This window comes from Streptomyces sp. NPDC093586 (assembly GCF_044764905.1).
Taxonomy (GTDB): Bacteria; Actinomycetota; Actinomycetes; order Streptomycetales; family Streptomycetaceae; genus Streptomyces.
The window spans coordinates 23,573-38,421 of the sequence record NZ_JBIWJA010000011.1 but is presented as its reverse complement, the minus strand read 5'-3'; the positions used below and the strand labels follow the sequence as shown (position 1 = coordinate 38,421).

The 14,849-nt window shown below is 73.1% G+C and carries 7 protein-coding genes; 2 read left to right on the top strand and 5 right to left on the bottom strand.

Features of this window, described 5'->3' with window-relative positions; translation table 11 throughout:
- Positions 1-93: 93 nt before the first annotated feature.
- From ACIRFH_RS14280 to ACIRFH_RS14270, 3 genes are all read right to left on the bottom strand, one after another.
- Positions 94-1,329 carry a branched-chain amino acid ABC transporter substrate-binding protein gene (locus tag ACIRFH_RS14280; RefSeq protein ID WP_403520234.1) on the bottom strand — a complete coding sequence of 412 codons (1,236 nt, stop codon included), beginning with the start codon at positions 1,327-1,329 and terminating at the stop codon, positions 94-96.
- A 902-nt stretch (positions 1,330-2,231) separates the two neighbouring features.
- Positions 2,232-2,720, bottom strand: a complete 489-nt coding sequence (locus ACIRFH_RS14275) for a PaaI family thioesterase (RefSeq protein WP_403520232.1) — start codon at positions 2,718-2,720, stop codon at positions 2,232-2,234.
- A gap of 66 nt (positions 2,721-2,786) precedes the next feature.
- Entirely contained in the window at positions 2,787-5,066 is a 2,280-nt protein-coding gene (locus tag ACIRFH_RS14270; protein WP_403520230.1) for an FdhF/YdeP family oxidoreductase, read from the bottom strand.
- A 268-nt stretch (positions 5,067-5,334) separates the two neighbouring features.
- Here ACIRFH_RS14270 and polA point away from each other — a divergent pair, with 268 nt between their 5' ends.
- Positions 5,335-8,058: a DNA polymerase I gene (gene polA, locus ACIRFH_RS14265; RefSeq protein ID WP_403520228.1), complete on the top strand. Its 2,724-nt coding sequence runs from the start codon at positions 5,335-5,337 to the stop codon at positions 8,056-8,058.
- Positions 8,059-9,024: 966 nt separating this feature from the next.
- Here polA and ACIRFH_RS14260 read toward each other — a convergent pair.
- Positions 9,025-9,879 carry a DUF4184 family protein gene (locus tag ACIRFH_RS14260; protein ID WP_403520226.1) on the bottom strand — a complete coding sequence of 285 codons (855 nt, stop codon included), beginning with the start codon at positions 9,877-9,879 and terminating at the stop codon, positions 9,025-9,027.
- A gap of 255 nt (positions 9,880-10,134) precedes the next feature.
- Between ACIRFH_RS14260 and ACIRFH_RS14255 the strand changes: the two genes are divergently transcribed.
- A complete protein-coding gene (locus ACIRFH_RS14255; protein WP_403520224.1) occupies positions 10,135-11,958 on the top strand; it encodes a lytic transglycosylase domain-containing protein in 1,824 nt (607 codons plus the stop codon).
- 87 nt (positions 11,959-12,045) lie between these two features.
- Here ACIRFH_RS14255 and ACIRFH_RS14250 read toward each other — a convergent pair whose 3' ends face one another.
- Entirely contained in the window at positions 12,046-14,757 is a 2,712-nt protein-coding gene (locus ACIRFH_RS14250; protein WP_403520222.1) for an ATP-dependent RNA helicase, read from the bottom strand.
- Between the last annotated feature and the right edge of the window lie 92 nt (positions 14,758-14,849).

Below are 14,849 nucleotides of genomic sequence, written 5' to 3'. Positions count from 1 at the left end.
GTTCGGATACGGCGCCGCGCGGGAGCGCTGGTGGGCGCCCCCGCGCGGCCTGGATCAACGTGTGAGGGGTGTCCTGCTGTTCGTCCCCTTGGCTCAGTCCAACTTGGGGGAGGCGCTGTACTCGGGCGCCCATGCGCTGTTCTTGACCTTGTACGCGGTCATCAGGGTGTTCGTGGTGTCACCGAACTCGTCGAAGGAGATGGTTCCGGTGACGCCGTCGAACTTGACCTTGCTCATGGCGTCCAGGACGGACTTGCGGGCGTCGGAGGGGAGCTTGCTGTCGTTGCCGTCGACGGAGAGCTTGACGGCCTCGATGATGGACCAGGTGGCGTCGTAGGTGAGACCGCCGTAGGCCTCGTACGCGTCCTTGAAGTTCTCGGCCTTGTAGTTCGCGATGAACTCCTTGGCGGAGGGGAGCTGCTCGACGGGCTTGCCGACGGAGGTGGCGAGGTCGCCCTCGGACTTCTTGTTCAGCTTCGGGAACTCGGCGGAGTAGATGCCGTCGCCGCCCATGAGCGGGATGTTCTGGCCACTGTCCTTGAGCTGCTGGCTCAGGGGAGCGGCGGCGGGGTACTCGCCGCCGTAGTAGAGGGCCTCGGCGCCGGTCTTCTTGATCTTGGCGACGACGGCGTTGAAGTCGCGGTCCTCGGGGTTGATGTGGTCGGCACCGACGATCTTGCCGCCGAGCCTGGTGAAGTTCGTCTTGAAGGAGGCGGCGAGGCCGGCGCCGTAGGTCTTCTGGTCGTCGATCAGGTAGACCTTCTTCTTGCCGGCCTTGTTGTAGAGGTAGTCGGCGGCGAAGGCGCCCTGGACCTCGTCGGTGGTGGCGGTGCGGAAGAAGGTCTTGAACTGACGGACCGAGTTGCCGGACTTCCAGCCGTCGCCCTGGGTCAGTTCGGTACCGGTGTTGGCCGGGGACACCTGGACCAGGCCGGCGTCGTTGAACGGCTTCTGCATCTGCTGGGAGACGCTGGAGTTCAGCGGGCCGACGACGCCCAGGACGTTCTTGTCGCTGATGAACTTCTGGGCGTTCTGCTGGCCGACGGAGGGCTGGGCCTGGTCGTCGAGGGGCTCGAGCTTGAACTCGACGCCCTTGACGTACTCCTTCTTGTTGGCCGTCTTCACCGCCAGCTCGGCGGAGTTGCGCATGCCGAGGCCGAGGGCCGAGAGGTCACCGGTCAGCGGAGCGTCGATGCCGATCACGACAGTGGTCTTGTCGCCGCCGCCACTGCCGTTGCTGCTGTCGTCGTCGCGCGAGCCGCATGCGGTGAGCGTGAGCGATCCCGCCGCGAGTGCCGCGGTGAGGGCGATGAGCGAACGTTGACGCACGATCCAGTCCTTTCCCCTGACGGTCGCTTCCGGGTGGAAACGGCCGAGTCGAGCGCTGGGCCGAAATGAGAATCGGGCGGCGCGGTGACTGGCGGTGACTCTAAGCGTGTGTGGGGAACGCGGAGGAGGGTCTGGTCAATGCTGTGACTCTCTTGTTATGACACAACGTATTGCAGAGCGGTACTGGGTGGGGGGAAGGGCGGAATTCTCGCCGTTTTGCCCTGTCCGGATGGTGAGAAACTGCAGGACCCGGCAGGGTGCGTTCAGGTGCATCAGGGGTTTTGGTAATGACCTGATGGTGTCGCTGAGGGCGACGGGCGGGGCCTGGTGAGGGGGTGTGTCAGCCGTGCAGCAAGGGAGGGCCGGGGGTCGACATTGCGTGCGTATTACGTAGAGTTACGTCCGGGAAAGATGTTCGGCGCGCCCGCTGTTTTCCCGTAATCCGCCTCGCTCGCGAGTGTGGTGATCTTGTGGTGGATTTTATGGCGAGGCCCTCCTTTGTCCGGAAAGGAGGGAGTGGGCGGTGGTGACGGACGGGGCGCGCGACGCCGGTGTATTCGTGTAATGGCCAACGGAATATGGGATTCCGATGGCCCCGGAGGTGAATCCCAAGTTCCGCATTTTTGATTCAGGGGCTGTGGCCTGCGGTTTCAAAGAAGTGGATCAAGGTCGTCCGGGTGGACTGCCGTAGTGGTGCCGATCGACGTGGCCGTCGTGCGCGTGGCCGTCGGAGACGGGTCGAACGCCCCTGCCGAGCCCGGGAGCTTCCTTCCGCCCCCTGCTCCGCGCGGAAGCCGCCCCCGTCTCCCGCCCCCCTGCACGCCGGGGTGCCCGTGGGTCGGGGAAGTGGCGGCGGCGCGGGACGGGGCCGCCGTGCGCCCCGCCCCGCGCCGCCCGCGGGGTCAGCCCGCGCCGCCCGCGCGCTCCGCGTCCTTCGGGGTCACCTCGCGCAGCAGGCAGGTCAGCCGCGCGGTGCACACCCGCCGGCCCGCCTCGTCGGTGATGACGATCTCGTACGTCGCCGTGGACCGCCCCCGGTGCACCGGCGTGGCCACCCCGGTGACCAGTCCGGAACGCACACCGCGGTGGTGGGTGCAGTTGAGGTCGACGCCGACCGCGATCCTGGAGGCGCCGCCGTGCAGCATCGAGCCCACCGACCCCAGCGTCTCGGCCAGCACCGCGGACGCGCCGCCGTGCAGCAGCCCGTACGGCTGGGTGTTGCCCTCCACCGGCATGGTGCCGACGACCCGCTCGGGCGCCGCCTCCAGGACCTGGACGCCCATCCGCGCCCCCAGGTGTCCCGCGGAGAACAGTGCGGGAAGATCGACGCCCGTCGCGGCGTACTCGTCGATGATCTCCTGCGGGAACTGCACCTGTTGCTGCTCGCCCATGGGCCCGGCTCCGTTCGTTCGCGATCCGTCGGTGTGGTCCGCCTGTCGGCTCGACTGAGCGAACGCTCAGTCGGTCGCCGATTGTTCCAGACGGACGACGACCGACTTGCTGGCCGGGGTGTTGCTGGTGTCCGCCGTGGCGTCCAGCGGCACCAGGACGTTGGTCTCCGGGTAGTAGGCGGCGGCGCAGCCCCGGGCCGTCGGGTAGTGCACGACGCGGAAACCGGGCGCCCGGCGCTCCACTCCGTCCGTCCACTCGCTGACGAGGTCGACGTAGGAGCCGTCCCGCACGTCCAGCTCCTCGGCGTCCTCGGGGTTGACCAGGACGACCCGGCGGCCGTTCCTGATGCCCCGGTAGCGGTCGTCCAGGCCGTAGATCGTGGTGTTGTACTGGTCGTGCGAGCGCAGCGTCTGCAGCAGCAGCCGGCCCTCGGGCAGCTGGGGGTACTCGACCGGCGCGGCGGTGAAGTTGGCCTTGCCGGTGGCCGTCGGGAAGCGGCGCTCGTCGCGCGGGGCGTGGGGGAGGGCGAAGCCGCCGGGGCGGGCCACGCGCGCGTTGAAGTCCTCGAAACCGGGGATCACGCGCGCGATGCGGTCGCGGATCGTCGCGTAGTCCTTCTCGAACTCCTCCCACGGCACCTTGCTGTCCTCGCCGAGCACCCGGCGCGCCAGCCGGCACACGATGGCCGGCTCGGACAGCAGGTGCCGGCTCGCGGGCTCGAGCCGTCCCCGCGAGGCGTGCACCATGCCCATCGAGTCCTCGACGGTGACGAACTGCTCGCCGCCGTCCTGGAGATCGCGCTCGGTGCGGCCCAGCGTCGGCAGGATCAGGGCCCGCGCGCCGGTGACGGCGTGCGAGCGGTTCAGCTTCGTCGACACGTGCACGGTGAGACGGGCGCGGCGCATCGCCGCCTCGGTGACCTCCGTGTCGGGGGACGCGGCCACGAAGTTGCCGCCCATGGCGAAGAAGACCTTCGCCTCGCCGTCGCGCAGCGCGCGGATGGCCCGTACGACGTCGTAGCCGTGCTCGCGGGGCGGGGCGAAGCCGAACTCCCTCTCCAGGGCGTCCAGGAACGCGGGGGCGGGGCGCTCGAAGATGCCCATCGTGCGGTCGCCCTGCACGTTGGAGTGGCCGCGCACCGGGCAGACGCCCGCGCCCGGACGGCCGATGTTGCCGCGCAGGAGGAGGAAGTTCACGACCTCGCGGATGGTGGGCACCGAGTGCTTGTGCTGGGTCAGGCCCATCGCCCAGCACACGATGGTGCGCCGGGAGGCGAGGACCAGGCGCAGCGCCTCCTCGATCTCCGCGCGGGTGAGTCCGGTCGCCGCGAGCGTCTCCTCCCAGTCGGCGCCGCGCGCGGCCTCGGCGAACTCCTCGAAGCCGTGCGTGTGTTCCCGCACGAACACCTCGTCGACCGCGCCGTCCGTCTCCAGGATCAGCTTGTTGAGGAGCCGGAACAGGGCCTGGTCGCCGCCGAGGCGGATCTGCAGGAACAGGTCGGTGAGCGCGGCCCCGGTGGTGAGCCCCTTCGGTGTCTGCGGGTTCTTGAAGCGCTCCAGGCCGGCCTCGGGCAGCGGGTTGACGCTGATGATCTTCGCGCCGTTCGCCTTGGCCTTCTCCAGCGCGGAGAGCATGCGCGGGTGGTTGGTGCCCGGGTTCTGGCCGGCCACGATGATCAGGTCGGACTTGTAGAGGTCCTCCAGCAGGACGCTGCCCTTGCCGATGCCGATGGTCTCGGACAGGGCCGAACCGGACGACTCGTGGCACATGTTGGAGCAGTCCGGCAGGTTGTTGGTGCCCAGCGCGCGCGCGAACAGCTGGTAGAGGAACGCCGCCTCGTTGCTGGTGCGCCCGGAGGTGTAGAAGACCGCCTCGTCGGGCGAGTCCAGGGCGGCGATCTCCTCCGCGACGATGTCGAAGGCGCGCTCCCAGGTGACCGGCTCGTAGTGCTCGCCGCCCTCCGGCAGGTACACGGGGTGCGTGAGCCGCCCCTGCTGGCCCAGCCAGTAGCCGCTGCGGGTCGCGAGGTCGGCCACGGAGTGCGCGGCGAAGAACTCCGGGGTGACCCGGCGCAGGGTGGCCTCCTCGGCCACGGCCTTCGCGCCGTTCTCGCAGAACTCCGCCTTGTGCCGGTGGTCCGGCTCCGGCCAGGCGCAGCCCGGGCAGTCGAAGCCGTCCTTCTGGTTGACGCTCAGCAGCGTCAGCGCGGTCCGCTTCACGCCCATCTGCCGCTGCGCGACGCGCAGGGTGTGGCCGATGGCCGGGATGCCCGCCGCCGCGTGCTGGGGCTCGGTGACCTCGGGCGCGTCCTGAACCGGATCACCCTTGGGCGGCTTCGTGGCCATCGCGCGCTCCTTCGCGTACACGTGTGAAGTACGTCTCCGATCCTCGCACGCCCCGCCGACATCGCCGGAGGCCGGGCGGAAGCGGGGCGCGGAAGCGGGGGACGCGGCGGCGTCCGGCCCCCTCTGCCGCCGGGCCCCGGCCGCGGCCTCGAGGGACGCGGGGAACCGCGTGACCGGCCACGACGCGCCCGCACCCCGTGACGGCGCACACCGACGGCGCGGGCGCGGGCGGGACCGAGTGTCAGTGGGGCGTGGCAGGATCGGGGATGTGGCAGACACAGCATCGAAGAAGACCGAGACCCCCACCGGCAACCGCCCGCGCCTGATGCTCATGGACGGGCACTCGCTGGCGTACCGCGCGTTCTTCGCGCTGCCCGTGGAGAACTTCACGACCGCGACGGGCCAGCCGACCAACGCGATCTACGGCTTCGCGTCGATGCTGGCCAACACGTTGCGTGACGAGGCGCCCACGCACTTCGCGGTGGCGTTCGACGTCTCCCGCAAGACCTGGCGCTCCGAGGAGTTCACGGAGTACAAGGCGAACCGCTCCAAGACGCCGGACGAGTTCAAGGGCCAGGTCGAGCTGATCGGCGAACTGCTCGACGCGATGCACGTGACCCGCTTCGCCGTCGAGGGCTTCGAGGCCGACGACGTCATCGCCACGCTCGCCACGCAGGCCGAGGCCGAGGGCTTCGAGGTGCTGATCGTCACCGGCGACCGGGACTCGTTCCAGCTGGTCAGCGAGCACACCACGGTGTTGTATCCGACCAAGGGCGTCTCCGAGCTCACCCGGTTCACCCCGGAGAAGGTCGTCGAGAAGTACGGACTGACGCCCGCCCAGTACCCGGACTTCGCCGCGCTGCGCGGCGACCCGTCGGACAACCTGCCGGGCATCCCGGGCGTCGGCGAGAAGACGGCCGCGAAGTGGATCAACCAGTTCGGGTCCTTCGCGGAACTGGTCGAGCGGGTCGACGAGGTCAAGGGCAAGGTCGGGCAGAATCTGCGCGACCACCTGGAGTCCGTGAAGCTCAACCGCCGCCTCACCGAGCTGGAGCGGAACGTCGAACTGCCGAAGACGGTCACCGAGCTGGAGCGGCCGGCGTACGACCGCAAGGGCGTCGCGATGATCCTGGACACCCTGGAGATCCGCAACCCCTCGCTGCGCGAGCGGCTCTTCGCCGTCGATCCCGGTGCCGAGGAGGCCGAGACGACGCCGGTCGTGACGGACGGCGTGGAGCTGGACGGCACGGTGCTGAGCACGGGCGAGCTGGCCGGCTGGCTCGGCGAGCACGGCAGCCGGCCCCTCGGTGTCGCCACGGTCGACGCCTGGGCGCTGGGCACCGGCTCGGTCGCCGAGGTCGCGCTGGCCGCGCCCGACGGGAAGGCCGCCTGGTTCGACCCCTCCCAGCTCGACGAGGCCGACGAGAGGGCGTTCGCGGCCTGGCTGTCCGACGCGGACCGGCCGAAGGTCTTCCACAACGCCAAGGGCGCGATGCGCGTCTTCGCCGAGCACGGCTGGAGCGTCGCCGGCGTCTCCATGGACACCGCGCTCGCCGCCTACCTGGTCAAGCCGGGCCGCCGGTCCTTCGACCTGGACGCGCTCTCCCTGGAGTACCTGCACCGCGAGCTGGCCCCGGCCGCCGCGGCCGACGGGCAGCTGGCCTTCGGCGCGGACGACGCCGCCGAGGCCGAGGCGCTGATGGTGCAGGCCCGCGCCGTCCTCGACCTGGGCGAGGCCTTCGAGGGCCGCCTGGCGGAGGTCGGCGCCGCGGACCTGCTGCGCGACATGGAACTGCCCACGTCCGCCCTGCTGGCCCGCATGGAGCGGCACGGCATCGCGGCCGACCGGGAGCACCTGCAGGCCATGGAGCAGATGTTCGCGGGCGCGGTCCAGCAGGCCGTGAAGGAGGCCCACGCGGCCGCCGGACGCGAGTTCAACCTGGGTTCACCCAAGCAGCTCCAGGAAGTCCTCTTCGGCGAGCTGAACCTGCCGAAGACGAAGAAGACCAAGACCGGCTACACGACCGACGCCGACGCCCTGGCGTGGCTGGCGACGCAGACGGACAACGAACTGCCCGTGATCATGCTCCGGCACCGCGAGCAGGCCAAGCTGCGTGTCACCGTCGAGGGCCTGATCAAGACGATCGCCGCGGACGGCCGCATCCACACCACGTTCAACCAGACGGTCGCCGCGACGGGCCGCCTCTCCTCGACCGACCCGAACCTGCAGAACATCCCGGTCCGCACCGACGAGGGCCGGGCGATCCGCCGCGGCTTCGTCGTCGGCGAGGGCTTCGAGTCCCTGATGACGGCGGACTACAGCCAGATCGAGCTGCGCGTGATGGCCCACCTGTCCGAGGACGCGGGTCTGATCGAGGCGTTCACCTCCGGCGAGGACCTGCACACCACGGCCGCCGCGCAGGTGTTCTCCGTCGAACGGTCCGCGGTGGACGCGGAGATGCGCCGCAAGATCAAGGCGATGTCCTACGGCCTGGCGTACGGCCTGTCGGCCTTCGGTCTCTCCCAGCAGCTGAACATCGAGGCGGCCGAGGCCCGAGGGCTGATGGACGCCTACTTCGAGCGGTTCGGCGGAGTCCGGGACTATCTGCGCCGGGTCGTCGACGAGGCCAGGGCCACCGGGTACACGGCGACGCTCTTCGGCCGCCGCCGCTACCTGCCCGACCTCAACAGCGACAACCGCCAGCGCCGCGAGGCGGCCGAGCGGATGGCCCTGAACGCCCCGATCCAGGGCACGGCGGCCGACATCGTCAAGATCGCCATGCTCAACGTGGACAAGGCGCTGCGCGAGGCCGGCCTGGCTTCCCGCATGCTGCTCCAGGTCCACGACGAAATCGTCCTGGAGATCGCCCCCGGCGAGCGCGCGGCCGCGGAGGAACTGGTCCGCCGTGAAATGGCCGATGCCGTCGACCTCAGGGTCCCCCTGGGCGTCTCGGTGGGCTCGGGCCCGGACTGGGAATCGGCAGCGCACTAGCCTCCGGCGGCGGTGCGGTGCGGTGGGGCCGGGGAGCAGGGCAGACGCCCGCTCCCCGGCCTGGGGTGCCCGGCCTGGGGTGCCCGGCCTGGGGTGCCCGGCCTGGGGTGCCCGGCCTGGGGTGCCCGGCCTGGGGTGCCCGGCCTGGGGTGCCGGCCCCGCGAAGTCTGCTGAGCCTGACGCCCACCTCGGCTTGCTCTCGGCACGCAGACCCCATTGGTTGCCGGGCTCTGTTCGGCCCTCGTGCCCGCTGGGGCCTACCGGCTGCCGGGCTCCGTTCGGCCCCCGTGCCCGCTGGGACCTACCGGCTGCCGGACTCCGTTCTGCTGTCCGCGGCTGTCTGCGCCCACCGGGCCCACCGGCGCTCGGCGGACCCGCCGGCGCCCGTGCCCCGACGCCCCCTGCGTCCTGTACACCGGGGGCATCGGCCGGCGTACGGCGCCGACCGCCGGCCCCCGCGCCGCACGCGCTCGCCCGCACAGCCGAGGTCCGCCGCCCCGTCCGGACGGCCCGGCGCCGCCGGTGTCCAGGGGACGTCGGCTCGAACGGCCTCGCCGACCCCCGGAGGGCCCATCACTCAGGTGGCCCCCGCGGGAAAGCCCCCGCCCCCTGTCGCCCCCGAGGATGCGGGCATGGGTATACGCATGCTCCACCACCGGACGACACCGGCACGGGCAAGCACAGACGGACCCGCCCGCGTGCCGCTCCTCCAGGTCCCGGTCTTCGCGCCGGGCGCAAGTACCGGTCGCGTCCCCACCACTCTCGCGACGGCCCTGCGCCGCACGGCGACAGGTCTCCGCCGCGGACTCGCCCACCGGTCCTCCACCGCCGTGGCTGCGCGCGAGGCCCCCGCCTGGCGCCGGTGGGCCGATCTGGCCCGCGGCTACCTGGCGCTCGCCCTCACCCTGCTGCCGCGGTCACGCCCCGCCCACACCTTCACCGTGTTCGTCGCGACCGCCGACACCCTCAGGGCGCGACCCGGCGGCCCGGCTCCGTACCGACGCCTCCCGGGCTTCGGGGAACCGGGACCGGACGCCACACCCTGACCCCCACGGCACACAGCAGCAGCCCCGGCACGAGCCCCGCACCCGCTCCGAAGCACACCGTCGGGACGATCTCCCACGGCTTGGCCACGGGCCCCCGGTACTCCCACCACAGGGTCGTCCGCTGCACCACCCCGGCCAGCGCACAGCCGCCGAGCACCGCCCCGGCCCACCACCGGTCCCGCGCCGAGAGCGCCGGGACACCCAGCGGCCCGGCCGGGGCCTGCCGGCGCAGCGCCCGCACCAGGAACACGGCGATCACCACCGCGGCCACCGCGGAACCGCCGTACTGCAGGTACCAGTACAGCGGCGAGCCCGCGATCTCCCGTCCCAGCACGGGGAACACCCGCATCCCCCACCGGTCCAGATGTGTGAACGCGTCCCACACCACGTGCGTCAGCGCGCCCAGCACCGCCGACACGTACCACCGCACCACCAGGGACGGCCGTACGTGCGCGCGTGGCGTCCCGCAGCGCAGCAGGGCGGCGGCGCGTCCCTGCCGGGCCCGCGGCAGCAGCGCCACCAACGGCTCGCGCACCAGCAGCCACAGCCCCACCAGCACCCAGGCGATGAGCGCGTCGACCGAGAAGACCCCGGCGAACGAGTGCGTCACCTCCCCGAACTCCATCGCTCCGGACACCCAACTCGCCGCGTAATAGGTCAGGTCGGGCGAGAACGAACCCGCGACCAGCACGGCCGGCACCAGGCGCCCGCGTCCCGATCCGTCGCCGCGCACGGCGGGCAGCACGGCCGCCGCATGGCTGAGGGTGAAAGGCAACGCGACTCCTCATATGGCCAACCGGTGAATATCGGGCGTGAACGGGTGCCCGCGCGAAGCAAGTTGTCGTAGGGTCACCTGCGGTGCCGTACTGGTCGAACAGACGACCGTCGTGCTCGGAAAGTTGCGGCGCAACCCTCGGCCCGGGCCGGTCGTCCTCACAGGGCGGGCACGGCGCGCGAGCACCACAACCGAAGACAGCCGGAGCCGGACGACGCAGACGGACGCGCGGGCGTCCACGGGAGGGGTCACTCTATGGCGGCGCAGTTCGACAGGAGACTCCGCAAGGCGGCGGTCACCACCACCGTCGCGGCGGTCGCGGTCGCGGCCCTGTCCGCTTCCCAGGCTCCCGAGGTGACCGCGGACGGCAACGGCAGACGGACCACCGCCGACAGCGCGCCGTCGCCCGCCACGGCCCCCGCCGACAGCGCCACCGGCAACTCGCCGTACTACACGGACCTGCCACCGCTCAACAGCCCGAGCCCCGCCCCCGCACCCACCCCCACCGTCGGCACCCCCGTGTCCCGGGGCCCCGCCGAGGCGGGCATCCCCGCGACCGTCCTCGACGCCTACAAGAAGGCCGAGTCGGCGCTGCGCGAGGCCAAGCCCGGCTGCAACCTCCCGTGGCAACTCCTCGCCGCCATCGGCAAGGTGGAGTCCGGCCAGGCCCGCGGCGGCCGTGTCGACGCGTACGGCACCACCATCGGCCGGATCATCGGCCCGCAGCTCGACGGCAACGGCTTCGCGCTCATCAAGGACACCGACAACGGCGTCCACGACGGCAACAGCAACTACGACAACGCCGTCGGACCCATGCAGTTCATCCCGTCCACCTGGGCCTGGGCGGGCCGCGACGGCAACGGCGACGGCAAGAAGGACCCCAACAACGTCTACGACGCCGCCCTCGCCGCCGGTCACTACCTGTGCCGCAACGGCTGGGACCTGTCCGTCCAGGCGGACCTCAACCGCGCGATCCTCAGCTACAACAACTCCCAGGACTACCTGCACACGGTCCTGTCCTGGCTGGAGTACTACCGCAAGGGCACCCACGAGATCCCGGACGGCTCCGGCGCGCTGCCGGTCGGCCGCAGCGACGACACCGTCGCGACCGGGCCGAGCCCGTCGCCCCGCGGCACCGGAGGCATCGGCAGCACCGGTCGGCCCACCGCACCCTCGACCCCCGGCACGTCGACGCCGCCCCCGGGCGACCCCACCGGCCCCGCCAAGCCCACGCAGCCCGGCACCGCTTCACCGCGCCCCACCCCTCCGGCCACCCCGGAGCCCTCGCCGCAGACGCCCACCGACAGGGTGGACCACCTGGAGAACGCCGGCGGCACCGACCTCACCGCCACCGCGGGCGACACGTTCGCCAAGAGGATCAGCACCAGGGCCGAGACGAAGAGCGGCGAGGCCGTCGCCAAGGTCCGCATCCGCTTCACGATCCTCGGGGACACGGACGCCACCTTCGCCGGCGGCGAGAAGGTCGCCACCGTCAGCACCGGCAGCACCGGCGTGGCCACGGCGCCCCCGCTCCAGGCGGGCGAGAAGACCGGCGCGTTCACCGTCCGGGCCACCGTCGTCGGCCGCACGGTCGCGGGCCTCGACTACCGGGCCACCGTCACCGAGCACGTCGCCGACGCCCTCACCCGCATCGGCGACGCCGCGCTCACCTGCACCGCGGGCGGCGAGTTCGCGGACCGGGTCGAGGTGAAGGCGACGTACAAGGGCGCCGCCGCGGACCGGGTCGCCGTCACCGCCACGCTCGTCACGTCGGCGACCGAGAACGGCAAGGGCCCCTACTTCAAGGGTGCCGACGGCAAGGCCGTCCGCACCCTGAGCGGTCTGAGGACCGACGCCAAGGGCCTGTTGACGCTGCCGAAGCTGTACGCGGACGACACCGCCGGCACGTTCGTGCTGCGCCTGACCACCGCGGGCGGCGCCACGCTCGACGTCCAGCTGAAGGTGGCCAAGGCCGAGGCGGAGCCGTCGCCCAGCCCGTCCACCGGTCCGTCCACCGGGCCGTCCCCCGACGCCTCGCCGAGCCCCTCCGCCGACCCGTCGACCGGGCCCACCGCCTAGACACCCGCCGGACCGGACACCGAGGGCGCCCCACCATCGCGGCGGCGGGGCGCCCTCGGGCCGTCGGCTGTGCACCGGCGGCAGCCGTCACACCCCGGACGCGGACTCCCGCCCGAGCCGTGCCTTCGTGTGCCGCGTCGGCTCCGCCGTGGCCGGGTCCTCGGGCCACGGATGCTTCGGATACCGGCCGCGCAACTCCGCCCGTACGCCCTTGTAGCCGTCCTTCCAGAAGGAGGCCAGGTCGGCCGTGACCGCGGCCGGCCGCCCGGCGGGGGAGAGGAGATGGACGAGCAGCGGCACCCCGGCGATCTCCGGCGACCGCTCCAGCCCGAACATCTCCTGCAGCTTCACCGCGAGCACGGGCCGTCCGGGATCGCCGTAGTCGACCCGGATCCTGGAACCGCTGGGCACGGTGATCCGCTCCGGGGCGAGTTCGTCCAGCCGCGCCGCCTCGCCCGACGCCCAGGGCAGCAACCGCGCCAGCGCCTGCCCGGCGTCGATCCGCGCCAGGTCGGCCCGCCGCCGGGCCCGGCCGAGCTCCGGCTCCAGCCACTCGTCCACGCGCGCGTGCAGCGCGTCGTCCGAGACGTCCGGCCAGGGCTCGCCCCGGTGCAGCCGCAGGAACGCGAGCCGCTGCCGCAGCACCCGCGCGTCGGCCGACCAGCGCAGCAGCCCGAACCCCTCCTGCCGCAACCCCTCCAGCAGCGCGTCCCGCACGAGACCGGGGGCGGCGTCGGCGGGCGGCCCCACCGACAGCTCGACGGCGCCGAGCCGCTCGACGCGCCGGGCCACGACGTCACCGCCGGACCAGTGGACCTCGTCCCGCTCCGTCAGCAGGGCGCCCGCCGCCAGCCGCGCCGTCGCCTCGTCGACGACCGCGCCGAGCTGCACGCGCGCGTGCCCCCTGCCCACCGGCCGGTCGGCCACGGCCACGGCGATCCAGGGCGCCCCGCGCAGCCCGGACCCCTCCGGCAGCTCCGCCCGGGTCCCGGACACCATGAGATACGAACCGCCGTCCTTCCTGGCCACCCGCTCGGGAAACGCCAACGCGGCCACGAGCCCGACGACCCCGTCCTCCGCCCCGCCGAGGGCCACCTCGCCCTCGCCCGTGCCGGCACCCGTCCGGCGGCGACCGGCGTCGGACAGCCCCGCGGCGTCCTCCGGCCGGCGGCGGAGCGACTCCGCCCCCGTGCCTCCCGCCCGTCCGGCAGACGTGTCGGGAGCCGTCAGGGTGCCGTCCGCCCGGCCGGCGGTCCCGACGCCCGCCGCCGCGGCGTCGTCCGACCCGCCGACGGGTACGCCGGACTGCGCCGCGGCGGCCCGCAGGCGTCGTACCTCCGTCCGCCACCGCGCACCGTAGGCGTCACCCCCGCGCCGGGCCGCCCGCAGCGCGGACGCCAGGTCGTCCCCGTACTCCCGCGGCGGCTCCTCGCCGAGCAGGGCGACCACCTCCGCCACCGCGTCCGAGGCGCCCGCGTCGAGCAGCGCCCGCCCCAGACGGGGATGCACCCCCAGCCGCGACAGCCGTACGCCCCGCTCCGTGACCCGCCCGGCCGCGTCCACCGCGCCCACGGCCGTCAGCACCGACCGGGCCGCCGCCATCGCCCCGCCCGGCGGCGCATCCAGCAGCGCCAGTCCGGACGCGTCCGGATCGCCCCAGCACGCCGCCTGGAGGGCGAACGCCGTCAGGTCGGCCACCTTGATCTCCGGCGCCGGGAAGCGCGGCAGCCTGGCGTCCTCCGCCTCCGTCCAGCAGCGGTACACCGCGCCCGGAGCCTCACGCCCCGCACGCCCGGCCCGCTGCCGTGCCGCCGCCCGCGAAGCCCGTACCGTCGTCAGCGCGCTCAGCCCGCGCGCGTGGTCCACGCGCGGTTCGCGTGCCAGCCCCGCGTCCACCACCACCCGCACGCCCGGCACCGTCAGCGACGACTCCGCCACCGAGGTCGCCAGCACCACCCGGCGCCGCGCCCCGGGGGACAGCACCGCGTCCTGCACGGCGGCCGGCGCCCGCCCGTGCACCTGGAGCACCTCCACGTCCCCGAGCCCGGACAGCTGCCCCGCGACCCGGGAGATCTCCCCGACACCCGGCAGGAAGCACAGCACGTCCCCGTCCCGCTCGGTCAGCGCGCGCCGCACCACCGAGGCCACGTGAGCGAGCAGCGCGGGGTCGACCCGCATCCCGTGCGGCGGCCGGACCGGGCGGGCGGGCGGCGCCCACACCACCTCCACGGGGTGCGACACGCCCCGCGCCTCGACGACCGGCGCCCCGCCCAGCAGCCGGGCCCAGCCCTCCGCGTCGGTCGTCGCCGACGCGGCCACCAGCCGCAGCTCCGGCCGCAGCGCCTGCCGCACGTCCCACAGGAACGCCGCCGTCGTGTCCGCGTCCAGATGCCGTTCGTGGCACTCGTCCAGCACGACCGCGTCGACCCCCGTCAGCTCCTGGTCCCGCTGGAGCCGCTGCAACAGGACACCGGTCGTGACGACCTCCACGCGCGTGTGCCGCCCGACCACCCGCTCGCCGCGCACGGTGTACCCGACGCTCGCGCCGGGCCTCTCGCCCAGCAGCCACGCCATCCGTCGTGCCGCCGCCCGCGCCGCGATCCGCCGGGGCTCGGCCACGACCACGCGCCGCGCGGGCCCCTCGCCGAGCAGACCGGCCAGCGCGAGCGGCACCAGCGTCGTCTTGCCGGTGCCGGGCGGCGCGACCAGCACCGCGGTGCCGTGCCCCTCCAGGGCGTCGTACAGAGCGGGCAGGGCACCGCGTACGGGCAGCGCGTCCAGGGCGTCGTAACGGATCACGCCCCCAGTCTCGTACGCCGGCGGAACCGCCTTCCACACGCGCGCGTGCCGGACGGAACCGCCTTCCCCGCGCGCGTGCCCGGCGAGGGCCG

Bases quoted from the DNA above. Each gene is read 5' to 3' on its own strand.
- ACIRFH_RS14275 (WP_403520232.1), bottom strand. From the start codon at position 2,720: ATGGGCGAGCAGCAACAGGTGCAGTTCCCGCAGGAGATCATCGACGAG.
- ACIRFH_RS14270 (WP_403520230.1), bottom strand. From the start codon at position 5,066: ATGGCCACGAAGCCGCCCAAGGGTGATCCGGTTCAGGACGCGCCCGAG.
- ACIRFH_RS14255 (WP_403520224.1), top strand. From the start codon at position 10,135: ATGGCGGCGCAGTTCGACAGGAGACTCCGCAAGGCGGCGGTCACCACC.